This window comes from Streptomyces sp. NPDC031426, from assembly GCF_055581585.1.
The window spans coordinates 189,053-213,423 of sequence record NZ_JBVIJE010000004.1; the positions used below are offsets into that span (position 1 = coordinate 189,053).

A 24,371-nucleotide genomic window follows, 5' to 3' on the forward strand; every position below is an offset into this window, starting at 1 on the left:
GGACGGTAGGAGTTGGAGCGCACGCGAAGACAAGCCCTGGGACCTTTTACGCCTGCCCGGTCTCGAACCGCGAGATCCGCCCGTCGTCCTCCACGGTGAAGATCCACTTGGTGCGCATCTCGCCCCAGGTGTCGTTGCGGTAGCGGGCGATGAGGGCGCGGCCACCGGAGGACTCGTTGTCGACCTCCATGTGGCCGTGGGAGGCGAAGATCTCCTGGTCGATCCACTCGGCGAGGTCACGGTCGGAGCCGTCGTCGGCCATGGTGGCGCCGGGGGCGAGCAGCGCCATGAAGCCTTCTCTGTCGTGCGAGTTGACGGCGTGCACGAAGGCCCGGACGGCCGGATCGCTGAGCTTGGCTGGCTGAATCGTCATGGCGCCAGAGTCACACCGCCGCCCCGGCCCCGCCACCCGAACGCCATCCACGGCGGGCCGACGGGTGTCGGACCTGCGACGGTGGAAACACGAGCCCCTGCGCCTCTCCGTCTCTCCGCTTCTCCGCTTGGGAGTCACCGTGAGCTGTTTCGACCGACGTGATCTGGGCCTGCTGCTGCTCCGGCTGGGGACCGGCGGGGTGCTGGCCGCGCACGGCGCGCAGAAGCTGTTCGGCTGGTTCGGCGGGCACGGACTGGAGGGCACCGGCCAGTTCATGGAGTCCGTCGGCTATGCGCCCGGCAAGGCGAGCGCCATGGCGGCAGGCCTCGCGGAAGCCGGCGGCGGCACCCTCCTCGCCGTGGGCCTCGCGACCCCGGCGGCGGGTGCGGCGGCGGCCGGCGCGATGGCCGGGGCGGCGATGGTCCACATGCCCCACGGCTTCTTCGCCCAGGAGGGCGGCTACGAGCACGCCGCGAGCCTGGGCCTGGCGGCAGCCGGCCTCGCGGTGACAGGCCCCGGCCGCCTCTCCCTCGACCACGCCCTGGGCCACGTCTTCGACCGGGGCTGGATGGTGCCGGTGGCCCTCGGCGTCACGGCGGCGGCGACGGCGGTGGTGATCGGGGCACGCAACCAGCGGGTACGGGCGAAGGTGGAGGGGGAGCAGGAGGTGCTGTTCGAGGAGTAGCCGTACGGCGCAGTGACTCGAATGGGTGGCCGGTACGGCGGGGCGCCGGGACAGGGCGGCGGGTACGGCGCAGGGCCGGGGGCAAGGCGGCCGGTACGGCGCAGGGCCGGGGACAAGGCGGCCGGTACGGCGCAGGGCCGGGGACAAGGCGGCCGGTACGGCGCAGGGCCGGGGACAAGGCGGCCGGTACGGCGCAGGGCCGGGGCATGGGAAGCTGCCCGGCATGACCGATCAGGACACCACCGGCACCGCCGCCGCCCTCTGGCCGACGATCGACGAACTCTGGTCCCGCCTGGAGGCCACCCGTACCCACCCGGGCACCGAGGGCCTCCTCCTGCGCGTCCTGAAACTCTCGGAGGAGGTCGGCGAGGTGGCCGAGGCGATCATCGGCACGACCGGCCAGAACCCCCGCAAGGGCATCACCCACACCTGGGAGGACGTCCAGGCGGAACTGTGCGACGTGGTGATCACGGCGCTGGTGGCCCTGCGCACGCTGACACCTCAGGCGCGGGAGGTGTTCGAGGGACATCTGGCGCGTGTGAGCGCACGTCCGCTGCGGCCCGGCAACTCGGCGTGATCCAGGCCCGTCGAAGGCTTCGCCACATCCCGCCGCGACCCAGTGGCGGGTGGACAGTGCGCTGTCGCCCCGCCGGGCGATCCGGTAGACCACCTCCAGCAGGGGCTGGGCAGCGTGCGCGCGGCGCGCCCACGATCGAGTTCGACCCGCAGGTGGCGGCACGCGCCGATGCCGCCCTGGAAACCGTCGGCTTTTCGACGTGGACGGTGACGGACTCTGACCGGTGTTTCTACTGGTCAGAAGCCCTGAGTGGCAGACGAGTCGGGCTGTACGCCGGGTTCTGTTCCCCGGGGGCCTCGCGGCCCCCGGGGCGACGACCATCCATCTAGGGCCGGTGTTGCCACCGGCCTCGTGCGGTCTACCCGCGGACTCGGGCGGGCAGCCCTCGAGCGTCCGCGCAGAAACACCGGAGTGTTTCCTTTTGACCTTGCTCCGGGTGGGGTTTACCTAGCTGCCCAGGTCACCCTGGGCACTGGTGGTCTCTTACACCACCGTTTCACCCTTACCAGGGGCCGGAGCCCCGGGCGGTCTGCTTTCTGTGGCACTGTCCCGCGGGTCACCCCGGGTGGCCGTTAGCCACCACCCTGCCCTGTGGAGCCCGGACGTTCCTCGGGAAGCCCCCTAGGGGGACTCCACGCGGCCGTCCGCCCGGCTCGTCTGCCGTGTCGACCATGGTACCGGGCGCCGGGGGCGGCGCGGACCCGCAGCCGCCGTCGCCAGGACCGAGCCCGTCAGGATCAGGGCGAAGGCCATCAGGACCGTCGCGGTCAGGCGTTCGTTCAGGAAGATCGCGCCCGCTGCCACCGCCACCGCCGGGTTGACGTACGTGATCACCGTCGCCCGCGTCGGGCCCGCCTCCTTGATCAGTTCCAGGAACGCCACGAACGCCACCGCCGTGCAGAGCACGCCCAGGCCCGCCAGCGCCGCGAGGACCGAGGAGGAGGGGACGGAGGACGGGCGCGTCGCGATGGCCACCGGGGCGTAGACCACCGCCGCCAGGGTCAGGCAGGCCGATGTCAGATGGAGCGACGGGACGTCCTTCATCCGGCGCGCGGCTATCAGCGGAGCCGTCGCGTAGCCGACGACCGTCGCCAGGACCTCCACCAGGGAGCGGGCGTCGCCGCCGGTCAGGTGGGGCAGGGTCAGCACCGTCACGCCTGCCAGGCCGAGGGCGAGGCCCGTCAGGCGGCGGGCGCCCAGGTGTTCGGTGTCGCCGAGGAGCCGGACCGCGATCACGCCCACGATCGGCACCCCGGCGATCAGCAGGCCCGATGTCGAGCTGGACAGGTGCCGTTCGGCGTCGGTGAGGGTGAACCAGGGGATCATGATCTCCAGGCACGCGAAGGCCAGCATGGGGCGCCAGTGGGTGCGCACGCTCGCGAGCAGGCCCCCTTGGCGTACGGCGAACGGGAGCAGGAGGGCCGCGCCGAGCGCACAGCGTGTGAACACCAGCACCGGCGGGGACACCTCGGCCACCGCCACCTTGATCATGAGATAGGGGATGCCCCAGATCACTCCCATGAGGGAGAACAGGAACCAGCCGCGTGCAGTCATACGCCGAGTTTCGGCCGGTCCCTCACCTGGCGTCTTGAACGCTGTTGCGGTACGCCGCCGGCGTCACCCCGAGCACCCTGCGGAACCAGCGGGTCAGGTGCGCCTGGTCGGCGAAGCCCACCAGTCCCGCCACCTCCGCCGGGCGCAGGCCCGCCTCCAGCAACCCCCGTGCCCGGTGCACCCGGTACTGGGCCAGCCAGGCGTACGGCGGTATGCCCATCGTCGTACGGAAGGCCCTCAGGAGCTGGTAGCGGGACAGGCCCAGCTCGGCGGCCAGGCCGGCCAGCGATGGTGGCGCGGTGAGTTCGTCGGCGAGCCGGTCGCGCACTGTCAGGGCGATCGCGCCCGCGCCTGGGATCTCGTCGGACAGGGACCTGGCGGTGGAGTGGCGGCGGGCCAGGGCCGTCAGCAGCCAGGGCAGGCGGGATTCGGCCTCCAGCGGGTCGGGGCAGGCGCTGAGTTCGGTGTGGGCGAGGCGGAGGGCCGTGGCCAGTTCGGGGTCGTCGAGGAGTGGTTCGCGGAAGTGCGGGAGGCCGCCGAGGGTGCCGTCGGCCAGCAGGGACGGCTCGGCGTACAGGGCCCGGTAGGCGTAGCCGTCGGTGGCGTTGCCGGGGCCGCCGGTGTGCATCTCACCGGGGTCGAGGACGACGATCGTGCCGGGGCCGGTGCGGATGTGGCCGCCCCGGTAGTCGATCACCTCGGAGCCGCCCACGCAGACGCCGATCGTGTACTCGTCGTGGGCGTGCGGGGCGTAGGTGTGCCGTCGGAAGTTCGCGGTCAGCAGGTCCAGCGGCGGGCCGCACCGGCCCAGTCTCGCCCTGGTCCACCGTGCCTGTTCCGTCATGCGGCACCACCCCTTCCCTGGCGGTGCAACGCCTTCAGGCCCCGCTTCCATGCCGCGTCCAGGTCGGCGTCCGCGGGAAACCGGCCGTGGATCTCCAGGATGACCATGCCGTGTACAGGGTGTTCACCCGGCGGTGCGCCTCCGTGTCCAGCGCTCCACCGGGTACGACGAAGACGGCGACGTCGGCGATGGCGTACCGGACCCGGTAGCCGGTGCCCTGCCGGGCGAGGTGGGTGGCCCGGTCGAGGTCGGTGGCGGCCGGGGGATCCAGCGTGAAGAAGGGGATGTCCGTGGCGTCGTACGACGGCAGGGCGGGCGGCGTCTTCGCGGCGCGCTCGGCCTCCGCCTGTACCTGAGACGGGAAGGCGTCCGGGATGCCGAGTTCGGCGCGCAGGGCGGCCACGACGGCCACGACGGCCACGACGGCCACGACGGCCACGACGGCCACGACGGCCACGACGGCCACGACGGCCACGACGGCCCGCAACGGCGCCTCGGAGGCACCGGTCACGCGGATCTTGCGGCAGGGCATACAGCGAGCGTGGGTCGGGGGCGCCGGGGCGGCACGCCGTACCCTGTCGCGGAGGTCTACGTAAGGAGTACGTGTTGCTGGTCCTGCTGCCGCCCTCGGAAGGCAAGGCGAACTCGGGCGAGGGCGCCCCGCTGGAGCTTTCCTCGCTGTCCCTGCCGGGGCTGACCGCCGCACGGCAGGCAGCGCTCACCGAGCTGGTCGAGCTGTGCACCGGTGACGAGGAAAAGGCGCGCGAGGTGCTCGGGCTGAGCGAGGGGCTGCGCGGCGAGATCGCGAAGAACGCCGGTCTGCCGACGGCCGGCGCCCGCCCCGCCGGGGAGATCTACACCGGCGTGCTCTACGACGCCCTCGGCCTGGCCACGCTGGACGCGGCGGCGCGCGGGCGCGCGGCGGACTCGTTGCTGGTGTTCTCCGGGCTGTGGGGCGCGGTGCGGGTCACGGACCCGATCCCCTCCTACCGCTGCTCGATGGGCGTGAAGCTGCCGGGGCTCGGCGCGCTGGCCGGGCACTGGCGGGCGCCGATGGCTGACGTGCTGCCCGGGGCGGCCGGGGAGGGGCTGGTGCTGGATCTGCGTTCCTCCGCGTACTCGGCGGCCTGGAAGCCGAAGGGCGAGCTCGCGGGGCGCACGGCGACCGTACGGGTGCTGCACGCTCCGACCCGGAAGGTGGTCAGCCACTTCAACAAGGCGACCAAGGGCCGGATGGTACGGAGCCTGCTGACGGCCGGCGCCGCTCCGCAGGACCCCGCCGAGCTGGTCGGGGTGCTGCGGGAGCTGGGGTACGTCGTGGAGGCGGAGGCGCCGGGCAGGGCGGGCAGGGCGTGGTCGCTGGACGTCCTGGTGGAGGAGATCCACTAAGACCTTCACGCCATTGCAGCATGCGCAACGCTCATTGCGTGTGGTGCACCTGCTGGGCACGATGAGGCCATGACCTCACCGCTGCCCTCCTCTTCGGCTGCCTCCGTGCTGGATCTCGCCCCCGTCGTGCCCGTGGTGGTCGTCTCCGACGCCGCCGACGCCGTACCGCTGGCGCGGGCTCTGGTGGCGGGCGGGCTGCCGGCGATCGAGGTGACGCTGCGGACACCGGCGGCGCTGGACGCGATCCGCGCGATCGCCGCCGAGGTGCCTTCGGCGGTGGTCGGCGCGGGCACGGTGATCACGCCGGAGCAGGTGAGCGCGGGTACGGCGGCGGGGGCGCGGTTTCTGGTCAGCCCCGGGTGGACGGACGTGCTCCTGGCGGCGATGCGCGGGTCCGGGGTGCCGTTCCTGCCCGGGGTGTCGACCACCTCGGAGGTCGTGGCGCTGCTGGAGCGCGGGGTGCGGGAGATGAAGTTCTTCCCGGCTCAGGCGGCGGGCGGTGCGGCGTATCTGCGGTCACTGGCCGGGCCGTTGCCGCAAGCGCGTTTCTGTCCCACGGGTGGGATCGGTCCGGCGAACGCGCCCGAGTATCTCTGCCTTCCCAACGTCGGCTGTGTGGGCGGCAGTTGGATGGTCCCGGCGGACGCGGTGGCCGCCGGGGACTGGGCGCGGATCGAGGAGCTGGCGCGGGGCGCGGCGGGGCTCGCCGGACTCAGGGACGCAGGTGGGACGTGTCGTTGAAGAGCCGTACGCTCGCGTTGCCGTCCGCGTAGTACGCCACCGCCGACAGGGAGGCCGCCGACAGTTCCATCCGGAACACGGACTCGGGCGGGGCGCCGAGGGCGAGGCGGACGAAGGTCTTGATCGGGGTCACATGGCTGACCAGCAGGACCGTGCGGCCGGCGTGGGCGGCGACCAGCTTGTCGCGGGTGGCGGCGATCCGGGTGGCCGTCTCGGCGAAGCTCTCACCGCCGCCGGTGGGGTGGGCCTCCGGGTCGGCGAGCCAGGCGTTCAGGTCGTCGGGGTAGCGGTCGCGGACCTCGCCGAAGGTGAGGCCTTCCCAGGCGCCGAAGTCCGTTTCGCGCAGGCCGTCTTCGATCGTCACCTCCAGGCCGAGGCGGGCGGCGACGACGGCCGCGGTCTCGCGGGTGCGGGTGAGGGGGGAGGCGATGACGGCCTGGATGGTGCCGCGCCGGGCGAGTGCCGCGGCCGTGCGGTGGGCCTGTTCGCGGCCGGCGGCGGAGAGGGAGGGATTGGTGCCGCCGCTGCCGGAGAAGCGCTTCTGGGGGGTGAGGGGGGTTTCGCCGTGCCGGAGCAGCACGAAAGTCGCCGGTGCGCCGAGGTCGGGGGCGCTGCCCCAACCCGGTGTCGAGACGTGCTGCTCGTCGGGGGTGGTCGGGCGCTGCTCGCTGGCAGGTGCGGCGGCGCCCGACGTGGTCTCCAGCGCTGCCGTCGACTCCGAGGGCGACCACTGTTCGCCCCTCGACCCCGCGTCCATCGCCTCGTTCGCCAAGCGGTCCGCGTGTTTGTTCTGCTCGCGGGGGATCCACTCGTACGTGACCTGCTCCGGGGGGAAGATCGACTTCGCCTCCGTCGCCAAAGGCTTCATGTCGGGGTGCTTGATCTTCCAGCGGCCCGACATCTGCTCGATGACGAGCTTGGAGTCCATGCGGACGTGCACCATCGCGGCCGGGTCGAGGGCGTGGACGGCGCGCAGACCGGCCACGAGGCCCCGGTACTCGGCGACGTTATTGGTGGCGACCCCGATGTACTCGGCCACCTCCGCCAGCGGCTCGCCCGTGGTCGCCTCACGGACCACCGTGCCGTAACCGGCGGGCCCGGGGTTGCCCCGTGACCCGCCGTCCGCCTCGACGATGAACTCCCGCACCCCTGAAGCCCCTTACCGACTCTTACAGACCCGACTCGGCCGTACGCACCAGGATGCGGCGGCAGTTCTCGCAGCGCACCACGGTGTCCGGGGCCGCCGAGCGGATCTCGTTCAGCTCGGTGATCGCCAGCTCCTGGCGGCAGCCCTGGCAGGTGCGGGCGTACAGCTTGGCGGCGCCGATGCCGCCCTGCTGCTCGCGCAGCTTGTCGTAGAGCTTGAGCAGGTCCGCGGGGATGCTGCCCGCGATGACCTCGCGCTCCTTCGTCACCGTAGCCATCTCGCCGTCGATCTCCTCGAACGCGGCGTCCCGGCGGCCGCTCGCGTCGTCGATCTTCGACTGCACCGACGCGACCCGCTCGGTCAGCTCGGTCACCCGCTCCTGCGCGGCCTCGCGGCGCTCCATGACCTCCAGGACCACGTCCTCCAGGTCGCCCTGGCGCTTGGCGAGGGAGGCGATCTCGTGCTGGAGGTTGGACAGGTCCTTGGGCGAGGTGACCGCGCCGGAGTCCAGGCGCTGCTGGTCGCGGGCGGCGCGCTGGCGCACCTGGTCCACGTCCTGCTCGGCCTTGGTCTGCTCGCGGGCGGTGTCGCTCTCCTCGGTCTGCGCGGCGACGAGCAGGTCGCGCAGCTGGATGAGGTCCTTGTTCAGCGAGTCGATCTCGGCGTGCTCGGGCAGCGACCTCCGCTTGTGCGCGAGCTGCTGCAGGCGGACGTCGAGATCCTGGACGTCGAGGAGTCGGATCTGGTCGGCGGGCGCGGCGTTCAGTTGGGGGCTCCTGTTAGTTAGACGTGGTGGTGGACGCCGCGTGGGCGGTCCAGGGGTCGGTGACCGTCTTGGAGACGTGGACGCGAAGGTCCCAGCCGTGGCGGTCGGAGATCTCGTCGAGCTGGCTCGCGGCCAGCTCGCACCAGGGCCATTCGGTGGCCCAGTGCGCCGCGTCGAGCAGCGCGAGGGGGCTGTGGGCGACGGCCTCGGAGGCCGGGTGGTGACGCAGGTCGGCGGTGAGGAAGGCGTCCACCCCGGCGGCGCGCACCTCCTCGAAGAGGCTGTCGCCGGAGCCGCCGCTGACGGCGACCGTGCGGACGACGGCCTCGGGCTCGCCGGCCACCCGGATGCCCTGGGCGGTGGCGGGCAGCCGTTCGGCGGCGCGCGCGGCCAGTTCGCGGAGGGTCAGCGGGTGGTCCAGCTCGCACACGCGGCCGAGACCGCGGCGGCCCTCGGGGTCGGTGGGGTCCGGCACCAGGGGTCGTACGACACGAAGGTCCAGCGCGCCCGCGAGGGCGTCCGAGACACCCGGATCCGCCGTGTCGGCATTGGTGTGGGCGACGTGCAGCGCGATGTCGTTCTTGATCAGTGTGTGCACGACACGGCCCTTGAAGTGGGTCGCCGCGACCGTGGTCGTCCCCCGCAGATAGAGCGGGTGGTGGGTGACCAGCAGGTCGGCGCCGAGCTTCACCGCCTCGTCGACGATCTCCTGCACGGGGTCGACGGCGAACAGGACCCGGGTGACCTCCTGGCCGGGGTCGCCCACGACCGTGCCGACCGCGTCCCAGGACTCGGCCCGCTCGGCGGGCCACAGGTTCTCCAGTGCGGCGATGACTTCAGACAGACGGGGCACGAAGGTAAGGCTACCTGGCTGGTCCGGGCGGCCGTACCGCATCCGTCCGGTCTGGCCCGGCTCAGCACAAAGGCCCCGCTTTCCTCAGGTGAATCGCTTCTGCACCACCCGTATGTGTGAAGCCGGACCTGGCCGTCCCACGTCTGTGCGGGCGAAAACTAGCTTCGTGACCGGAGGTGACCGAACGATGACGGCCTGTGCGATCGAACCCGCGGCCACGGGCGGGGCCGACGGGGTACCGGGGACGGCGTTCGCCGTGACGGCGGACGGCGCGTACGCGGCCCGGCTCGCGCCGGCCGGCGACTGCTGGTTCCCGGAGCGCTGGACGCTGGACGGCCCGGAGCCGTACGCGGTGCCGCTGCCCGGCAACCAGCCGGAGGAGCCCGGCACCGAGGTGCAGCCCCTGTCCGACGGCCGGGTGCTGATCCACCGGCTGGTCGAGCGCCGGCACGCCTTCTCGCTGCTGTACCCGACCGGCCCCGGCACCGGTGAGCTGCCGCTGGGCGCGGTGGAGTGCCCCGAGCCCGGCACCCGGCTCACGCTGCTGCCGCCCGCCCCTGGGGGCGTGCGGGCATACGCCCTCGCGGTCGGGCCGCGGTCGAGTGTGGTGTGGCTGGTGGCGGGCGGGCCGTTCGGGCCCGAGGGGGTCGCCGAGGTGCCGGGGCGCTGCTCGGGCGGGGTGTGGCTGGACCGCGCCGGGCGGATGCTGGCGCTGGACCGGGATCTCGGCGGCGGACCGGTCAAGACGGTCGTGGTGGACCTGGAGCGCGCCGAGGTCTCGCCGCTGCTGCAGATCGCGGCCGGGAGCGACGACCGGCTGCTGCTCGCCGACCCCGACAGCGGGCTGCTGCTCCTCTCCTCGGACGCGCCCTCGCCGGGGCAGGAACGATGGGGCTGGGGCGTGCTCGGCAGCACGCTGCCGGTGCGCTTCCCGGAGAGCCTCAGGGTGCCGGACTGCACGGTGACGCCGTTCGCGATCCAGCCCGGGCAGGCGCTGATGCCGGAGAACTGCGCGGTGGCGCTGCGCGTCGACGGGCCGTTCGGCAACAGCTGGGTCGGCATCTGGCAGCCGACGGGGCGGCGGCTGACCCATCTCCCGGCGCCCGAGGGGTGGCTGACCGGGGCCGGGCTCTGGACACGGGACGGGGTGCTGCGGCTGCCGTACGCCACGGAGGAGACTCCCTGCGGCGTGGCGGAGCTGACGGTGCCCAGGGGGGAGACGGCCGCGGGGAGCGGTACTGCCGCGGCGCGGGGGGAGGCGGGCCCGGAGGGTCCGGTCCGGGACGGCACGGCTGCGGGGGCGCCCTGGGCGCCGCCTCAGCCGCCGGAACCGGACCCTCCGGGACCCGCGGACCCGCAGGCTTCGGAGCCTGCGGGGCAGGGCACTTCGGAGCCTGCGGGACCGGAGATTCGGGAGGGTGTGGAACCGGGGATTCCGGAGCCCGTGGTGGCCCGTCCGGTGCCGTTGCAGGAAGCGCCTCTGGGACGTCTTGTAACGAACTAGTGCCGGTTGGCGTGTGCGCCTGGATTCGGCCCGTGGAGCGCCGGTTAGACTCGCCCGGCTGTACGAAAGATCATGTTGACGGGGTGAATACTTCCGATGAGCGACACCAGCACGACGGACCAGCTGTCTGCCGACTCTCTGGAGGCTGCCGGCCACGGCCGGCACCGGGGCCCGGTCGCGGCCCAGGAGAGCGAGTCGGCTCCGCACGGTCGGCACCGCAAGCCGTCCCAGCAGACCGCGGAGGCGGCTGCCTGACGGTGGCAACGAGAAGAGGGGGCGTCCGACGGGCGCCCCCTCTTTTCTCGTCCGGAAGTCTGCTCGGCGGCCCCCTCAGCCCCGTCCGAGTCCCAGCACCTCCGCCGCCGCGAAGGTCTCCCCCGGCGCCCGGTCCGCGTAGTGCGGGGTGAGGAGCGCGTCGAGCTCGTCGTAGCTGAACGTCTCCTGCTTGCTGTCGAACTTCGCCTGCACCCGCGGCCGTTCGACGATCGCGACCATGCCGCCGTGCACGACGAGCAGCTGGCCGTTGATCCCGGCGGCGGCCGGCGAGGCCAGGTAGCCGACGAGCGGGGCGACATGCTCGGGGGCCAGCGGGTCCAGGCCCTCGGCGGGCCGCTCGAACCCGGCGAAGACGTCCTCGGTCATGCGGGTCCGGGCGCGCGGGCAGATCGCGTTGGCCGTGACGCCGTACTTGGCGAGGGCGAGGGCGGTGGAGGTGGTCAGGCCGACGATCCCGCCTTTCGCGGCCGCGTAGTTGGGCTGCCCGGCGGAGCCGGCGAGGAACGCCTCCGAGGAGGTGTTCACGATCCGCCCGTACACGTGCTCTCCCCCGGCCGCCTTGGACCGCTCCCGCCAGTGCCGGGCGGCGAAGTGGGTGGTGTTGAAGTGCCCCTTGAGGTGGACACGGATCACCGAGTCCCACTCGTCCTCGGTCATGGAGAAGACCATGCGGTCGCGCAGGATGCCCGCGTTGTTGACGAGGATGTCCAGCTTGCCGAACTCGCCGATCGCCAACCGTACGAGTCCCTCTGCCTGTTGGAAGTCCGCGACGTCCCCGGTGTGGGCGACCGCCCGGCCGCCTTGGGCGCGTATCTCGGCGGCGACCTGTTCGGCCGGTCCCGCCGAGGCCTCCCCCGAGCCGTCCCGTCCGGGCCGCCCGTAGTCGTTCACGACGACGGCCGCGCCGAGCCGGGCGAGTTCCAGGGCCTCGGCCCGGCCGAGCCCGCGTCCGGCGCCGGTGACGACGGCGGACAGCCCCTGCAACGGCCCCTCGGATGGCAGTGCCATACCCGCCCCCGTCCTCAGATCTCGATGCAGGTACGCAGGGCCGTCCCGGTGCGCATCTGATCCAGCGCCTCGTTGATCCCGGCCAGTTGGACCCGGTGGGTGATCAGGCCCGCCAGGTCGACGCGGCCGGCCCGCCACAGGGCGATCGTGCGCTCGTAGGAGCGCAGCACGTCGCCGCCGCCGTACATGGACGGCAGGATGCGCTTCTCGTCGAAGAACAGCTCGAACATGTTGAGCCGCAGGAAGTCGTCCATGGCACCGGCGCCGACCACGACGAGGGTGCCGCCGCGCCGGGTGTTCTCGTAGGCGGTGCGGGCGGTGGCCGACCTGCCGACGACCTCGAAGACGTAGTCGAAGCCCTCACCGCCGGTGACCTGCTGTTTGGCGTCGGCCAGCTCCTCCGGCGCAACCGCCTTGGTGGCGCCGAACCTGAGCGCGGACTCGCGCCGGGAGGCGACCGGGTCCACGGCGACGATCTCGGCGGCGCCCTTCAGCCGCGCCCCCTGCACCGCGGAGATGCCGACGCCTCCGCACCCGATGACGGCGACCGACGAACCGGCCTCCACATCGGCGGTGTTGAGGGCGGCGCCGAGACCGGTGGTGACCCCGCAGCCGATCAGCGCCGCGATGTCGAAGGGCACGTCGTCCGGGATCGGCACCGCACACCCGGCGTCGACCACGACCTCCTCGGCGAAGGTGCCGGTACCGGCGAAGCCGAAGACGTCACCGCCGGAGCGCCTGAAGTTGGGGGTGCCCGCGTTCATGAACCCGGCCAGGCACAGCTCGGTCTGCCCGCGCCCGCAGGCCGGACACGCACCGCAGGCGGGCAGCCAGCAGATGACGACCCGGTCGCCTGCCTTCAAGTGCCGTACCCCGTCACCCACTTCGAGGATCTCGCCCGCGCCCTCATGCCCCGGCACGAACGGCGCGGGCTGCGGCAGCACCCCGTTCATCGCGGACAGGTCCGAGTGGCACAGCCCGGTCGCCCGCACCCGGACCCTGACCTTGCCGGGGCCGAAGCCCACCGCCTCGACGTCGTCGAGGACCTCCAGCTTTTCCTGGCCGATCTCGTGCAGTACGGCTGCGCGCATGGTGCGGCTCCCCTCGATACTGGTTTCAGGAGTGCTCTACGACGGTGTCCGCGAGGACCGGCGCGTCATCCCGCTCGACAGCGCTCACGGCCACCCGCACGCTCCCCTCCTGCCGCCACATGCGGATGCGCAGGGTCTCCCCCGGGTACACGACGCCCGCGAACCGGGTGGTGTACGACCTCACCCGGCTCACATCCCCGCCGAGCAGCGTGTCCACGACCGCCTTGAGCGTGATGCCGTAGGTGCACAGCCCGTGCAGGATCGGCTTGTCGAAGCCGGCGAGCTTGGCGAACTCGGGGTCGGCGTGCAGCGGGTTCCAGTCGCCGGACAGGCGGTAGAGGAGGGCCTGGTCCTCGCGGATCGGGCGCTCGACGGTCCGGTCCGGCTGGCCGACGGGGGGTTCGAGCCGCGTGGACGGACCCCGGTCGCCACCCCACCCGCCCTCGCCCCGTACGAAGATCTGGGCGTCATTCGTCCACAGCGGCCCGTCGGCGTCGGCGACCTCGGTGCGCAGGACCAGGACGGCGGCCTTGCCCTTGTCGTAGACGGCGGCGAGCCGGTTGGTCGCACTCGCCCTGCCCTCGGCCGGGATGGGGCGGTGGATCTCCAGCGTCTGTCCGCCGTGCAGGACCTTGGAAAGCTCGACCTCCACGCCGGGCATGGACAGCCCGCTGATCACGCCGGGTGCGCCGGAGCCAGCGACGGTGGCGAAGCTCGGCAGGACGTGCAGCCGGGACTCCAGGGTGTAGCGCAGCTCGTCGGGGTCGGTGGCGGGGGCGTTCTTGTCGGGGTCGGCTCCCGCGCCGATGCCGAGGTGGTAGAGCTGGACGTCCTTGGTGGTCCAGGAGATCTCGCCGGTCCGGGGTTCGGCCGCGAGGGCTCGGCTTGCGTCGATGGGCATACGGCTCCTGACACTGGCGGTTCAAGACCCCGGCGCGGACGTCCGCACCGTCGGCCGCACCGAGGTCGCTACGGGCCGACCTAGAACGCGTTCCAGTCCGGCGCCCTCTGTATAGCCCAGCGCTCCACAGTTGTGAAGGCTCCTGACGATGTGTCAGCTTCGGGGCTGGCTCGGTGGGACAGTGACATTTGTACTGCCCGAGTCCGTACATGCGCCTCTGCCGGGGCGGGGCCGCGATTCCCTAGCGTCGTAGGCATGACACAGACGGAGAACACCGCCGTGTCCTTCACGGGGGCGGTCAAGACGTACGGCGCGGTGCGCGCCGTGGATGAGGTGGACCTGCGGATCGGGCGCGGGGAGACCGTGGCCCTGCTGGGCCGCAACGGTGCAGGCAAGTCGACCACGATCGGACTGCTGCTCGGGCTGCACGAGCCCGACGCGGGCGCCGTGGAACTGTTCGGCGCGGCGCCCGAGCGGTCGGTGCGCGCGGGGCGGGTGGGCGCGATGCTCCAGGACGCCCGGCCGGTGCCCCGGGTCACCGTGGGCGAGCTGGTCACCTTCCTGGCCTCCTGCTATCCCGCGCCGATGCCGGTGGCGCGGGCCCTGGAGCTGGCCGGGATCGCGGACCTGGCCGGGCGCCGGGTGGACCGGCTGTCCGGCGGGCAGGTCCAGCGGGTGCGGTTCGCTCTCGCGCTGGCCGGGAACCCGGCGCTGCTGGTCCTGGACGAGCCGACGGCGGCCTTGGACGTGGAGGCCCGGCACGCGTTCTGGGAGTCGATGCGCACGTACGCCCGGCGCGGCCACACCGTGCTCTTCTCCACGCACTACCTCCAGGAGGCGGGCGCGTACGCCGACCGGATCGTGGTCATCGACCGGGGCCGGATCATCGCCGACGGCACGGGCGAGGAGCTGCGGCGCACGGCGGGCGGCAACCTGGTCCGCGTGGACCTGGCGGGGCGGGACCCGGAGCCCCTCGGCCTGCTGCCCGGGGTCCGCTCGGTGGAGGTGCACGGCGAGAGGGCACGCCTGCGCACGGACGACTCGGACGCGACGGTGATCGCGCTGGCGGAGCTGGGCGCGATCAGGAACCTGGAGGTGTCTCCGGCATCACTGGACGACGCTTTCCTGGCCATCACGGCCGGGGCAAACACCCTGGGCGGACCCCGCTCCTCTCACGCCCCGGAGACAGTCTGATGCTCGCCTACATACGACTCGAAACCCGCCGCACCCTGCGCGACACAGGCTTCGTCATCGGCGGCATCGCCATGCCCGTGATGATGTATCTCCTGTTCACCAACCTCGGTGAAAACGATGGGAGTTGGAAGACCGCAGCCATGGTCGGCATGGCCGCCTACGGCGCCGTGGGCTCCGCGCTGAACACCGGAGGTGCCGTCGCCGAGGACCGCGCGACCGGCTGGCTGCGACAGCTCCGCGTGACCCCCATGACCCCACGCGAGGTGGTGACCGGTCGGGCCCTGACCGGCGTGGTGACCGTGCTGCCCTCGATCGTCGCAGTGCTGGCGGCGGGCGGACTGTTCAACGGCGTACGGCTGGCGGCCGGCCAGTGGGTGGCGATCGCGCTGCTGCTGTGGCTCGGTTCGATCCCGTTCACCCTGCTCGGCCTCGGCAACGGCTACCGGCTGACCGGGCCGAGCACCGGGGTGGTGAACATGGTGTGCAATCTGGGGCTCGCGGTGCTCGGCGGCCTGTGGTTCCCGATCAGCCTCTTTCCCGGCTGGCTGCGGGCCGTGTCGGCGTACACCCCGACCCATCGGTTCGCTCAGCTGGGCACCGCCGTATCCGAGGGGCACGCACCGGACACCGGTGCGATCATCATGCTGACCGCTTGGCTCTTTCTGTTCGGTTCGTACGCTGTGCTGTCGTACCGCCGTCGGGCGGGGACCATTTGACCGGGGGAAACATCAGACATGACGTGGGCATGGGGAGTTCGGTGCCAGCTACAGGCCTTTCGGGCCGAGCGGCGCCAGTGGAAGGCCGAGCACGAGCGCTTCAAGGCCGCGCAACTGGCGGCCCGGCAGGCGGGCAAGGCGCCGGACGTCGACCATCCGGGCCCGCCGCCCACTGGCTTCGCCCTGCTGCCCTGGCTGCTGATGGGGATGGGGTCCTTCTCCAATCTCCTCCAGGGCAGGACCTCGAACCCGTGGATCGGCGGCCTGGGGCTGGTGACTTTCAACAGCCTCTACATCTACGTCACCTTCCGCTCCTTCGACCGCGAGAAGCGGGCCGCCGCCTCCACCCGGGTGGCGCTGCTCCTCATGGTCCTGGTGACCACGGGCCTCGCCCTCGGCTACGGCGGCAACTGGCTGATGTTCTTCCCGCTCCTCGGCCTCGCCGTGGGTGCCGCCCTGCGCGGGCCGTGGCTGGGCCGCACGGGTCTGCTGCTGACGGTGTACGCGGCCTGCGTCTCCGCCGTCCGCGGCGGCTGGGGGGACGCGACGAACATCGGCTACGCCACCTTCCTGTCCAGCATGGTGACCGCCGCCATCCTCGGCCTGTCCGAGGCGGTGCGGGAACTGCGCGCCGCCCGCGAGGAGCTGGCCCGGCGCGCGGTGGAGAAGGAGCGGCTGCGCTTCTCGCGGGATCTGCACGATCTGCTGGGGCACACGCTGTCGGTGATCGTGGTGAAGTCGGAGGCGGCCCGGCGGCTCGCCCCGCGCGACATGGACGCGGCGCTGGGCCAGATCACGGACATCGAGTCGGTGGGCCGGCAGGCGCTCACCGAGATCCGCGAGGCGGTGACCGGCTACCGGGAGGGAAGCCTCGCCACCGAGCTGACCCGGGCCCGCTCGGCACTGTCGGCGGCGAGTGTGGAGCCGGTGGTACGGCAGTCGGGGGTGCCGCTGGAACCGCAGACGGAGGCGCTGCTGAGCTGGGTGGTGCGCGAGGCGGTGACGAACGTGGTGCGGCACAGCGACGCGGGCCGCTGTGAGATCACCGTCGACAGCGGCGCCGAGCAGGTCCGGCTCACCGTCACCGACAACGGCAGCGGCAAGGCCGTCAGCCGGCCCCAGCAGGGCATCGGCGGCACCGGACTGAAGGGGCTCACCGAGCGCCTCGCGGCGGCGGGCGGCTCGCTCACGGCCGGCCCGTCGCCGCGCGGCGGTTTCACGGTGACCGCCGAACTCCCGGTGGAGTCGGCGGAGTTCGCGGAGGCGGTGGCTACGGCGCCCAGGGCGCGCTGACCGCCCAGCTGACGTCGTCGGTCCAGGACGTACTGCTGTCGAAGGCGTTGGACCCGCCGTCGCTCGCTATGTAGAGGTTGTAGTCGTAATGGCGCAGGTATCGCGTCGGGTAGTTGTACGAGGCGAACGAGGTGCCGGTGCCGCTCTTGCCGGTCTGCGGACAGAAGGTGGCGTCGGCCCGGAACTGGGCGGTGCCGTCCATGGGCTGCCGGTAGAGCTTGTAGTTGTAGTGGCGCAGGTAGTCGCCGGGGTAGTTGCGTGACTCGAAGGAGACGCAGGAGCTGCTCGCGAGTCCCTTGCGCACGATCCAGGTGGCGTCGTTCTTGTCCAGGCTGGAGCTGCTGGAGGTGATGGCGGACAGGACGCCGGCGTTGTTCTGGTGGCGGACGTAGTCGGCGGTGCAGCAGGAGGTGGTGGCGCGCAGCGAGATCTCCGAGCCGGCGCTCAGGGTGCCGGTGCTGCCGGTCGCGCCGCCGTAGCCGACGGAGACGATGTCGGCCTGGACGGCGTTGTCGGCGGCGTCGGTCGGGATGCCGGAGGTCATGACGCCCTCGAAGAACGAGCCGATGGAGCCGTTGCTGTTGTCGCCGCCGGTACCGAGGACGATCGCGCCCTCCTGGTGCATGGGTGAGTATCCGCTCCTGGTCGGCTCACCACCGGAATAGGTGGTCGTGAGCCCACCGGATTGTGCATTCCCCCATTTGAGCGCGAAATGGTTCTGGCCGTTGTTCTTGAGCAGCGCGGTCACGAACGGCAGGGGTCCGGTGCCGGTGTTGGCGGAGTTCTTGCTGTATCCGGCGTCGGACTGGAACAGCCCGTTCTCCAGGTCGGCCTGCACCCAGGGGCCCTGCCCGTAGCAGGGGGAGAACCAGCACTCGGTGCCGAAGTTGATGGCGTCCATGTGGCCGTTGCCGGTGTCCTTGTTGTTGGTCTCGGCGTTGCCGTAGTCGAAGCAGCAGGCGCCGTTGACATGGGTGCCGGAGGTCACCATGTACATCCCCTCGGCGGCGCCGTTGGTGGCGACGCCGGAGGTGGCGTCGTTCCGGTAGCCCATGCCGGCGGAGATCTCCAGGCCGTAGACCTGGTGGCCGCCGACGGTCACCGGCAGCGCGTCGGCGGGCGCCCCGACATCGGCCTTCCCGGCGCCGCCCGCACCCTCGACGGTGAGGTCGTTGTGCCGGGAGGACTGGTCGTAGATCTTGGTGATGATGCAGGTCGTGCCGGAACAGAAGGAGTCCTGGGCGGCCGCGTTCGCGTATCCGCCGGCGGCCAGCAGCCCGATGTCCTTGGTGGCGCCGTCCGAGGCCCGCTGCACCTGGTAGAGCGAGCCGTTGTACGACGAGTACAGCGCCCGGACCATGCTGTGCGCGGCGACGCAGGGGGTTCCGGCGGCGGCGTAGACGTCACAGGGCAGGGAGCTCGCGGCGGCGGCCTGGGGCGCGCCGACGCCGAGGAGCAGCGCGGCGAGGGTCGCGCAGACGGCGAGCACGGACAGGGCGGCGCTGCTCAGCCGCGGGGGGACGTGGGGGGATCTCACGGGCACGGTGCACCTCGGATTCTCTCGTTCGATATCTCGGACGCTGTTCGATCGAAATACCGAACCTATTCGACGGTGGAAATTGCGCGGATTCCTGGAAATGCAGGGGCGATTGTTTGAGTACCGCCGGAGACCGTCAACCCCCGCCGCACCGGACAATGCCAAGTCTTTAATCGAGGGCGGCTGCCCGCGCCACGAGCAACGGCTGGAAGAAACCCGTCTCTTCGGGCATCAGCCAGGCGATGTCCGTGAATCCCGAACCGGCGGCGAACCCGGCGAGCCGCGCCCGCCCGAGCGCCCAGTAGGTGGCCCGGCGCACCCGGACCCCCCACTGCCCCTCGCCCGGACGCAGCTGGAAGTGCTCCAGGTCGTAGTGCTCGCCGTCCGCGTGCCACTGCCAGAGCTGGAAGCTGACGGTCCGCTCGGTGCCGTCGGCGGACTCGTGCACCTGCGGGGGCGTCGAAACCGGCCGCTCGCGCAGCAGCTCGTCATAGGGCCGGGTACTGACGAGCAGCCGCCCGCCGGGCCGCAGCACCCGGCGCATCTCCCCCAGCGCGGCGCGCACGTCCGGTTCCGTCAGGAGATGGGGCAGCGAGTTGTCGGCACAGACCACGGCGTCGAACCGGCCTCCGCGGAAAGGCAGTTGGCGCATGTCGGCACCGGCGGTGGGCAGAGTCGCTCCGCGCCGGGCTGCCTCCCGGCGCGCACGGGCGGCGGCCCGCACGCTGAGGTCGGTCCCGACCACCCGGTGACCCTCCAGGGCCAGCCCGATGGCCTGCGTCCCGATGCCGCAGGAACAGTCCAGCACGGCCGCACCCTCCCGGCCGACCAGGGAGTCCAGCGCGGCACCCTGCCTGCGGAGGCTCGTCTCCCAGTCCGGGTAGATCAGGTGGTAGTCGTCGGCCAGCTCGTCGTAGAAGCGCGCGGTCGAGAACTCGGGCATGCGGGCGAGGTTAGCCCGCCGGGAGCTGCGCTGGGCCGGAGTTTCCGGCCGTAACCTGAGCCCATGAACGAGATGCCCCGGGAGCACCGGACCACCAAGTCCATTCGGGTGCTGCTCGCCGAGGACCAGGGCATGATGCGGGGTGCGCTCGCTCTGCTGCTCGGCATGGAGGAGGACATCGAGGTGGTGTCCCAGCTGGGCTCGGGCGACGGCATCGTGGACGCCGTGCTCACCCACCGGCCGGACGTGGCCCTGCTGGACATCGAACTGCCGGGCATCAGCGGACTGGACGCGGCGGCCGAGCTGCGGGAGCAGGCGCCCGACTGCCGGGTGCTGATCCTCACCACCTTCGGCCGGCCCGGCTATCTGCGCCGGGCCATGGAGGCCGGGGCGGCCGGGTTCCTCGTCAAGGACGGGCCCGTGGAGGAACTGGCCGCGGCGATCCGGCGCGTGCTCACCGGGGAGACCGTCGTCGATCCGGCGCTGGCCGCCGCCGCGCTCAGCGCCGGGCCCAGTCCGCTGACGGCCCGGGAGTGCGATGTGCTGAAGGCGTCGGTGGACGGGGCGACCGTCGCCGACATCGCCGGCAAGCTGCATCTGTCCGAGTCCACCGTCCGCAACTACCTGTCCTCGGCGATCGGCAAGACCGGCACCCGCAACCGGGCGGAGGCGGTACGGGAGGCCCGGCAGCAGGGCTGGCTGTGAGCAGGACCCGGCCGTCGACCGGACCGGGTCCTCGGCGGCGTGCTGCTCCCCGTGAGGAGAAATGCCGTACGCATCAGCCGCGGCCGGCGGCTGGGCGGCCCGGACCGTTGCCTCACGTCGAAGAAGTTCTCCGCGGCAGCCACAGCAGCATCAGCACCGCCCCGCCCAGCAGCACCGCCGTACTGGCCCGGAACGCCAGCGCATAGCCGGCGGTCAGCGCCTCGGGGCCGTGCCCGCTGCCCGTGCCGGCCGCGGCGACGGTCGACATCACGGCGAGCCCGAGCGAACCGCCCATCGTGCGCGAGGTGTTGACCAGCCCCGACACCACACCGGCCTCGCCCGGTGCCGCCCCGGACGTGGCCAGGGAGGCGAGCGGCGTCGCCGCGAGGCCCGCACCGAGCATCATCAGGATGCCCGGGATCATGATCGCGGTGAGGTACGCCTCGTGCGCGCTCATCGTCGACTGCCAGCCGAAGCCGGCCGCGGCCACCAGCGTGCCCAGCGCCGCCACGGTCCGCGGGCCCGCGAGCCGCATCAGGCGCGGCGCCAGCTTGGAGCCCACGACCACGGACAGCGAGCTGGGCACCAGGGCGACTCCGGCCTCCAGCGGCGTGTAGCCGAGGACGTTCTGGGCGTAGAGGGTCATGAAGTACCACATGCAGAACATGGCCGAGCCGCAGAGGAACATCGCCGCGTTCGCCGAGGCGACCGAGCGCAGCCGGAGCAGGCCGAGCGGCATCAGCGGGGCCGCCGTACGCGCCTCGACCAGCAGGAACAGGGCGATGAGCGCCAACCCGGCGAGCAGCGGCAGCAGCGTGGCGGCGGCCGTCCAGCCCTCGGCCTCCGTCTGCGAGATGCCGTAGGCGAGGGTCGCGAGGCCCGCCGTCACCAGCAGCGCGCCCGGCAGGTCCAGGCGGCGTCCGTCGCCGGCCCGGCTCTCGGTGAGCCACCGCACCGAGCCGGCCAGCACCAGCGCGCCCACCGGCACGTTGATCAGCAGCACCCAGCGCCAGGAGAGCACGTCCACGAGCACCCCGCCGACCAGTCCGCCCGCGGCGCCGCCACCGGCGCCCACCGCGGTCCAGGTGGCGATCGCGCGCGCCCGCGCCGCCCCCTCCGGCACCGCGGATGTCAGCAGGGTCAGCGTCGAGGGGGCCAGTACCGCCGCGCCCAGCCCCTGCACGGCCCGCGCCAGCAGCAGCTGCCAGCCCTCCTGGGCGAGGCCGCCGCCCAGCGAGGCCAGCGTGAACAGGCCGAGGCCGACGAGGAACATCCGCTTGCGCCCGTACAGGTCGCCGGCCCGGCCGCCGAGCAGCATGAACCCGGCGAAGGCGATGGCGTACGCGTTCACCACCCACTGCAGGCCGGACGGGGTCAGGCCGAGACCGGACCGCATGGACGGCAGGGCGACGTTCACCACCGACACGTCGAGCACGACCAGGAACTGCCCGGCGCAGGCGAGCGCCACGACCAGCCAGGTCAGCGCGGTCGTACGGCGGGATATGACAGGCGTGGTGTCGGCGGCTTCCAGCATGGGTGTCATGCTCTCAACCCGGTTACGGTCCTTGCATCAGCATTTCGGACCACGGGTGCCTAGGTCCTGGGGCCTACACCGCTCGCAGCATCGCCCTGACGCGCGATCAGAAACCCATGACCTGGTCAAGGATTCATTAGAGGCCCAAAGCAACGGAATAGTTGCCTGTGCATACGAGGTTTACCCAGCACTTATCGCTACGGGGAGGCCTCGATTCCATGACCCACACGACGACCGACCAGCCGGCCCGGAGGGCGAGCGGCGCCGTGGTCCCGGTGCTCGCCTTCGCGGGCATCGTCGTCGCGGTGATGCAGACCCTGCTGGTGCCGGTCATCAAGGACCTGCCACAGCTGCTGCACACCGCGCCCAGCAACGCCACCTGGGTCCTCACCTCGACCCTCCTGTCCGGCGCCGTGGCCACCCCGATCATGGGCCGGCTCGGCGACCTCTACGGCAAGCGGCGGATGCTGATCCTCAGCCTCGCCGTCATGGTGGTCGGCGCCCTGGTCAGCGCGCTCACCAGCCAGCTGCTCACCATGATCGTCGGCCGTACCCTCCAGGGCTTCGCCATGGGCGCGATCCCGCTCGGCATCGGCCTGATGCGGGACATGCTGCCTCGCGAGCGGCTCGGCTCGGCCATGGCCCTGATGAGCTCCTCGATCGGCGTCGGCGGCGGCCTCGCACTGCCCGCCGCGGCCCTGGTCGCCCAGCACACCGACTGGCACGTCCTGTTCTACGGCGCCGCCGGCCTCGGCGTGCTGTCCATCGTCCTGACCCTCCTGGTCGTACCCGAGTCCCCGATGCGGGCGGAGGGCTCCTTCGACCTGCTGGGCGCGCTCGGCCTGTCGACCGGCCTGGTGCTGCTCCTGCTGCCCGTCACCAAGGGCAGCGACTGGGGCTGGTCGTCGGGCACGACGCTCGGTCTGTTCGCCGCGTCGGTCGTGGTCCTCGTCCTGTGGGGCCTGTTCGAGCTGCGGATCAAGGCGCCCCTGGTCGACCTGCGCACCACCGCGCGCCCGGCCGTCCTCTTCACCAACCTCGCGTCGATCATGGTCGGTGTGGCGTTCTACGTCGTCTCCCTCGTGCTGCCCCAGCTGCTCCAGCTGCCCAGGGCCACCGGCTACGGCCTCGGCCAGTCCATGGTCGTCGCGGGCCTGTGCGTGGCCCCGCTGGGCCTGACGATGATGTTCACGGCTCCGGTGTACGCCCGGCTGTCCGCCAAGTACGGCCCGAAGACCACCCTCATCATCGGCCTGCTGATCATCGCGCTCGGCTACGGCGGCGGCCTCGGCCTGATGGACGCGGCCTGGCAGACCATCGTCACCTCCGTCGTCCTCGGCGCCGGCATCGGTCTCGCCTACTCCTCGCTGCCCGCGCTGATCGTCGGCGCGGTCCCGGCCTCGGAGACCGGCGCGGCCAACGGCCTCAACACCCTGATGCGGTCCATCGGTACGTCGGTGTCGAGTGCCGTCATCGGCATGGTCCTCGCCAACACCGCGAAGAACGTGGGCGGTATCGCGATCCCGACCATGCACGGGTTCCGGGTGTCCTTCCTGATCGCCACCGCCGCGGTCGCGGTGGGGCTGCTGATGGCGCTGTTCCTGCCGAAGGCCTCCCGGCCGGCTCAGCAGCACACTCAGCTGCGGGCCAGCAGCGAGGAGGACGCCGTGCTGGAGCGGGCCGAGGAGGTGCTGCGGGGCTTCCGTGGCCGGGTCCTTGCTGCCGACGGCGCTCCGGTCGCCCGGGCCAAGGTCACGCTGATCGACCGACGGGGACGGCAGGCCGGGGCGACCGTCTCCGACGAGGACGGCAGCTATGTGCTGGCCGTGCCGGCGCAGGGGGCGTACGTGTTGGCCGCGAAGGCCTCCGGCCATGGGCCGCTTGCCTCTGCTGCCACGCATTCCGGGGAGGAGCGGGCTGTCGATCTGGATCTTTCCTTGCCTGAGGAGATTGTGAACGCGTAGAACTCGGGGGGACTGCCGGCCGCCGGCTGCGGCTTCGTCGTGGCTGGTCGCGCAGTTCCCCGCACCCCTTTGGGGCGCTGTCACAGCCGTACGACCGAGAGGCCCGCGATGCCGACCACCCCCAAGCCCGAGATCCTGGCCGCTTTCGAGGCTGCCAAGGGGTTCATGCCCGTGGACGAGGGGCTGGCGCTGTACGGGGCTGCCGTGGAGGCGGGGCGGCTGGGGCTGCCGTTGCTGGAGGTCGGGACCTACTGCGGGCGGTCGACCGTGCTGCTCGCCGACGCGGCCCGTGCGGCCGGGGTCACGGCGTTGACCGTGGACCATCACCGGGGCAGTGAGGAGCAGCAGCCCGGGTGGGACTACCACGACCCCGAGACCGTCGACCCCGAGGTCGGGCTGATGGACACCCTGCCGGCCTTCCGGCGGACGCTGTTCAAGGCAGGCCTGGAGGAGCACGTGGTCGCCCTCGTGGGCCGCTCCCCGCAGATCGCGGCCATCTGGAACTCCCCGCTCGGCCTCGTCTTCGTCGACGGCGGCCACACCGACGAGCACGCGGGCGCCGACTACGAGGGCTGGGCCCCCCATGTGGCCGAAGGGGGACTGCTGGTCATCCACGACGTCTTCCCGGAGCCCGAGGACGAGTTCACCGGACAGGCTCCGTACCGCGTGTACCTGCGGGCACTTGAGTCCGGCGCGTTCACGGAGATCTCGGTGACCGGCTCGCTGCGTGTCCTGCGGCGAACGGGAGCGGGGATCTGAGACCCCGGTTAGAGTCG

The 24,371-nt window shown here is 72.1% G+C and carries 23 protein-coding genes, 1 other RNA gene and 2 pseudogenes; 12 read left to right on the top strand and 14 right to left on the bottom strand.

Going from position 1 to position 24,371, the window contains the following annotated elements:
- Nucleotides 1–46: 46 nt before the first annotated feature.
- Entirely contained in the window at nucleotides 47–373 is a 327-nt protein-coding gene (locus ACZ5NH_RS09050; protein WP_468773746.1) for a nuclear transport factor 2-like protein, read from the bottom strand.
- A 139-nt stretch (nucleotides 374–512) separates the two neighbouring features.
- On the opposite strand from ACZ5NH_RS09050, the gene ACZ5NH_RS09055 reads away from it, so the two are divergent.
- Both ACZ5NH_RS09055 and ACZ5NH_RS09060 read left to right on the top strand, forming a co-directional pair.
- Nucleotides 513–1,058, top strand: coding sequence for a DoxX family protein (locus ACZ5NH_RS09055; protein WP_468773748.1), 546 nt, complete (start codon nucleotides 513–515; stop codon nucleotides 1,056–1,058).
- A gap of 223 nt (nucleotides 1,059–1,281) precedes the next feature.
- Nucleotides 1,282–1,635, top strand: coding sequence for a MazG-like family protein (locus ACZ5NH_RS09060; RefSeq protein WP_388621783.1), 354 nt, complete (start codon nucleotides 1,282–1,284; stop codon nucleotides 1,633–1,635).
- Between the two features lie 253 nt (nucleotides 1,636–1,888).
- On the opposite strand, the gene rnpB is transcribed toward ACZ5NH_RS09060, so the two are convergent.
- From rnpB to ACZ5NH_RS09080, 4 genes and pseudogenes are all read right to left on the bottom strand, one after another.
- Nucleotides 1,889–2,291, bottom strand: an RNA gene (gene rnpB, locus ACZ5NH_RS09065) — RNase P RNA component class A.
- Between the two features lie 118 nt (nucleotides 2,292–2,409).
- A pseudogene (locus tag ACZ5NH_RS09070) lies at nucleotides 2,410–3,189 on the bottom strand (DMT family transporter); the annotation flags it as partial.
- Nucleotides 3,190–3,211: 22 nt separating this feature from the next.
- A complete protein-coding gene (locus ACZ5NH_RS09075) occupies nucleotides 3,212–4,033 on the bottom strand; it encodes an AraC family transcriptional regulator (RefSeq protein ID WP_450980882.1) in 822 nt (273 codons plus the stop codon).
- A gap of 112 nt (nucleotides 4,034–4,145) precedes the next feature.
- A pseudogene (locus ACZ5NH_RS09080) lies at nucleotides 4,146–4,565 on the bottom strand (RNB domain-containing ribonuclease); the annotation flags it as partial.
- Nucleotides 4,566–4,639: 74 nt separating this feature from the next.
- On the opposite strand from ACZ5NH_RS09080, the gene yaaA reads away from it, so the two are divergent.
- Together yaaA and eda are read left to right on the top strand one after the other, a co-directional pair.
- A complete protein-coding gene (yaaA, locus tag ACZ5NH_RS09085) occupies nucleotides 4,640–5,422 on the top strand; it encodes a peroxide stress protein YaaA (protein WP_468774227.1) in 783 nt (260 codons plus the stop codon).
- A 69-nt stretch (nucleotides 5,423–5,491) separates the two neighbouring features.
- Nucleotides 5,492–6,163: a bifunctional 4-hydroxy-2-oxoglutarate aldolase/2-dehydro-3-deoxy-phosphogluconate aldolase gene (gene eda, locus ACZ5NH_RS09090; protein ID WP_388621787.1), complete on the top strand. Its 672-nt coding sequence runs from the start codon at nucleotides 5,492–5,494 to the stop codon at nucleotides 6,161–6,163.
- Here the strand turns inward: eda and ACZ5NH_RS09095 are convergent.
- The 3 genes from ACZ5NH_RS09095 to ACZ5NH_RS09105 are packed head-to-tail and all read right to left on the bottom strand — an operon-like array spanning nucleotide 6,135 to nucleotide 8,929.
- The gene (locus ACZ5NH_RS09095; protein WP_468773751.1) at nucleotides 6,135–7,310 is read right to left on the bottom strand and encodes a bifunctional RNase H/acid phosphatase; all 1,176 of its coding nucleotides are present in this window, start codon (nucleotides 7,308–7,310) and stop codon (nucleotides 6,135–6,137) included. The two genes, eda and ACZ5NH_RS09095, sit on opposite strands and share 29 nt — an antisense overlap.
- A gap of 22 nt (nucleotides 7,311–7,332) precedes the next feature.
- Nucleotides 7,333–8,076 carry a zinc ribbon domain-containing protein gene (locus ACZ5NH_RS09100; protein ID WP_450981088.1) on the bottom strand — a complete coding sequence of 248 codons (744 nt, stop codon included), beginning with the start codon at nucleotides 8,074–8,076 and terminating at the stop codon, nucleotides 7,333–7,335.
- 13 nt (nucleotides 8,077–8,089) lie between these two features.
- Complete coding sequence (locus ACZ5NH_RS09105; protein ID WP_451553943.1) at nucleotides 8,090–8,929, bottom strand: Nif3-like dinuclear metal center hexameric protein; 840 nt, start codon at nucleotides 8,927–8,929, stop codon at nucleotides 8,090–8,092.
- Nucleotides 8,930–9,116: 187 nt separating this feature from the next.
- Between ACZ5NH_RS09105 and ACZ5NH_RS09110 the strand changes: the two genes are divergently transcribed.
- Nucleotides 9,117–10,433, top strand: coding sequence for a hypothetical protein (locus tag ACZ5NH_RS09110; protein WP_468773753.1), 1,317 nt, complete (start codon nucleotides 9,117–9,119; stop codon nucleotides 10,431–10,433).
- A gap of 96 nt (nucleotides 10,434–10,529) precedes the next feature.
- Nucleotides 10,530–10,688, top strand: coding sequence for a hypothetical protein (locus ACZ5NH_RS09115; RefSeq protein WP_388621802.1), 159 nt, complete (start codon nucleotides 10,530–10,532; stop codon nucleotides 10,686–10,688).
- 75 nt (nucleotides 10,689–10,763) lie between these two features.
- Here ACZ5NH_RS09115 and ACZ5NH_RS09120 read toward each other — a convergent pair whose 3' ends face one another.
- The 3 genes from ACZ5NH_RS09120 to ACZ5NH_RS09130 are packed head-to-tail and all read right to left on the bottom strand — an operon-like array spanning nucleotide 10,764 to nucleotide 13,709.
- Nucleotides 10,764–11,717: a 3-oxoacyl-ACP reductase gene (locus ACZ5NH_RS09120; RefSeq protein WP_468773756.1), complete on the bottom strand. Its 954-nt coding sequence runs from the start codon at nucleotides 11,715–11,717 to the stop codon at nucleotides 10,764–10,766.
- A 14-nt stretch (nucleotides 11,718–11,731) separates the two neighbouring features.
- A complete protein-coding gene (locus ACZ5NH_RS09125; protein ID WP_388621806.1) occupies nucleotides 11,732–12,808 on the bottom strand; it encodes a Zn-dependent alcohol dehydrogenase in 1,077 nt (358 codons plus the stop codon).
- A gap of 25 nt (nucleotides 12,809–12,833) precedes the next feature.
- A complete protein-coding gene (locus tag ACZ5NH_RS09130) occupies nucleotides 12,834–13,709 on the bottom strand; it encodes a MaoC/PaaZ C-terminal domain-containing protein (protein ID WP_388621808.1) in 876 nt (291 codons plus the stop codon).
- 255 nt (nucleotides 13,710–13,964) lie between these two features.
- On the opposite strand from ACZ5NH_RS09130, the gene ACZ5NH_RS09135 reads away from it, so the two are divergent.
- The 3 genes from ACZ5NH_RS09135 to ACZ5NH_RS09145 are packed head-to-tail and all read left to right on the top strand — an operon-like array spanning nucleotide 13,965 to nucleotide 16,912.
- A complete protein-coding gene (locus tag ACZ5NH_RS09135) occupies nucleotides 13,965–14,903 on the top strand; it encodes an ABC transporter ATP-binding protein (protein ID WP_468773758.1) in 939 nt (312 codons plus the stop codon).
- Entirely contained in the window at nucleotides 14,903–15,619 is a 717-nt protein-coding gene (locus tag ACZ5NH_RS09140) for an ABC transporter permease (protein WP_468773760.1), read from the top strand. Before ACZ5NH_RS09135 ends, ACZ5NH_RS09140 begins: the two co-directional genes overlap by 1 nt.
- Nucleotides 15,620–15,637: 18 nt before the next feature.
- Nucleotides 15,638–16,912, top strand: a complete 1,275-nt coding sequence (locus tag ACZ5NH_RS09145) for a sensor histidine kinase (protein WP_388621814.1) — start codon at nucleotides 15,638–15,640, stop codon at nucleotides 16,910–16,912.
- Here ACZ5NH_RS09145 and ACZ5NH_RS09150 read toward each other — a convergent pair.
- Nucleotides 16,890–18,449, bottom strand: coding sequence for an alpha-L-arabinofuranosidase B (locus ACZ5NH_RS09150; protein WP_468773762.1), 1,560 nt, complete (start codon nucleotides 18,447–18,449; stop codon nucleotides 16,890–16,892). The two genes, ACZ5NH_RS09145 and ACZ5NH_RS09150, sit on opposite strands and share 23 nt — an antisense overlap.
- Before the next feature lie 169 nt (nucleotides 18,450–18,618).
- Nucleotides 18,619–19,392 carry a class I SAM-dependent methyltransferase gene (locus ACZ5NH_RS09155; protein WP_468773764.1) on the bottom strand — a complete coding sequence of 258 codons (774 nt, stop codon included), beginning with the start codon at nucleotides 19,390–19,392 and terminating at the stop codon, nucleotides 18,619–18,621.
- Between the two features lie 63 nt (nucleotides 19,393–19,455).
- Here ACZ5NH_RS09155 and ACZ5NH_RS09160 point away from each other — a divergent pair, with 63 nt between their 5' ends.
- Nucleotides 19,456–20,097: a response regulator gene (locus tag ACZ5NH_RS09160; protein ID WP_388621820.1), complete on the top strand. Its 642-nt coding sequence runs from the start codon at nucleotides 19,456–19,458 to the stop codon at nucleotides 20,095–20,097.
- A 112-nt stretch (nucleotides 20,098–20,209) separates the two neighbouring features.
- Here the strand turns inward: ACZ5NH_RS09160 and ACZ5NH_RS09165 are convergent, their stop codons facing one another.
- Nucleotides 20,210–21,640 carry an MFS transporter gene (locus ACZ5NH_RS09165; RefSeq protein WP_468773767.1) on the bottom strand — a complete coding sequence of 477 codons (1,431 nt, stop codon included), beginning with the start codon at nucleotides 21,638–21,640 and terminating at the stop codon, nucleotides 20,210–20,212.
- A gap of 209 nt (nucleotides 21,641–21,849) precedes the next feature.
- Here ACZ5NH_RS09165 and ACZ5NH_RS09170 point away from each other — a divergent pair, with 209 nt between their 5' ends.
- Nucleotides 21,850–23,595 carry an MFS transporter gene (locus ACZ5NH_RS09170; RefSeq protein WP_468773769.1) on the top strand — a complete coding sequence of 582 codons (1,746 nt, stop codon included), beginning with the start codon at nucleotides 21,850–21,852 and terminating at the stop codon, nucleotides 23,593–23,595.
- A 108-nt stretch (nucleotides 23,596–23,703) separates the two neighbouring features.
- The gene (locus ACZ5NH_RS09175; RefSeq protein ID WP_388621826.1) at nucleotides 23,704–24,354 is read left to right on the top strand and encodes a class I SAM-dependent methyltransferase; all 651 of its coding nucleotides are present in this window, start codon (nucleotides 23,704–23,706) and stop codon (nucleotides 24,352–24,354) included.
- Nucleotides 24,355–24,371 lie beyond the last annotated feature (17 nt).

Coding starts and splice junctions, on each gene's coding strand:
- ACZ5NH_RS09050 (WP_468773746.1), bottom strand. CDS start 373: ATGACGATTCAGCCAGCCAAGCTCAGCGATCCGGCCGTCCGGGCCTTC.
- ACZ5NH_RS09060 (WP_388621783.1), top strand. CDS start 1,282: ATGACCGATCAGGACACCACCGGCACCGCCGCCGCCCTCTGGCCGACG.
- ACZ5NH_RS09075 (WP_450980882.1), bottom strand. CDS start 4,033: ATGACGGAACAGGCACGGTGGACCAGGGCGAGACTGGGCCGGTGCGGC.
- eda (WP_388621787.1), top strand. CDS start 5,492: ATGACCTCACCGCTGCCCTCCTCTTCGGCTGCCTCCGTGCTGGATCTC.
- ACZ5NH_RS09110 (WP_468773753.1), top strand. CDS start 9,117: ATGACGGCCTGTGCGATCGAACCCGCGGCCACGGGCGGGGCCGACGGG.
- ACZ5NH_RS09115 (WP_388621802.1), top strand. CDS start 10,530: ATGAGCGACACCAGCACGACGGACCAGCTGTCTGCCGACTCTCTGGAG.
- ACZ5NH_RS09120 (WP_468773756.1), bottom strand. CDS start 11,717: ATGGCACTGCCATCCGAGGGGCCGTTGCAGGGGCTGTCCGCCGTCGTC.
- ACZ5NH_RS09125 (WP_388621806.1), bottom strand. CDS start 12,808: ATGCGCGCAGCCGTACTGCACGAGATCGGCCAGGAAAAGCTGGAGGTC.
- ACZ5NH_RS09130 (WP_388621808.1), bottom strand. CDS start 13,709: ATGCCCATCGACGCAAGCCGAGCCCTCGCGGCCGAACCCCGGACCGGC.
- ACZ5NH_RS09135 (WP_468773758.1), top strand. CDS start 13,965: ATGACACAGACGGAGAACACCGCCGTGTCCTTCACGGGGGCGGTCAAG.
- ACZ5NH_RS09140 (WP_468773760.1), top strand. CDS start 14,903: ATGCTCGCCTACATACGACTCGAAACCCGCCGCACCCTGCGCGACACA.
- ACZ5NH_RS09145 (WP_388621814.1), top strand. CDS start 15,638: ATGACGTGGGCATGGGGAGTTCGGTGCCAGCTACAGGCCTTTCGGGCC.
- ACZ5NH_RS09155 (WP_468773764.1), bottom strand. CDS start 19,392: ATGCCCGAGTTCTCGACCGCGCGCTTCTACGACGAGCTGGCCGACGAC.
- ACZ5NH_RS09160 (WP_388621820.1), top strand. CDS start 19,456: ATGAACGAGATGCCCCGGGAGCACCGGACCACCAAGTCCATTCGGGTG.
- ACZ5NH_RS09165 (WP_468773767.1), bottom strand. CDS start 21,640: ATGACACCCATGCTGGAAGCCGCCGACACCACGCCTGTCATATCCCGC.
- ACZ5NH_RS09170 (WP_468773769.1), top strand. CDS start 21,850: ATGACCCACACGACGACCGACCAGCCGGCCCGGAGGGCGAGCGGCGCC.
- ACZ5NH_RS09175 (WP_388621826.1), top strand. CDS start 23,704: ATGCCGACCACCCCCAAGCCCGAGATCCTGGCCGCTTTCGAGGCTGCC.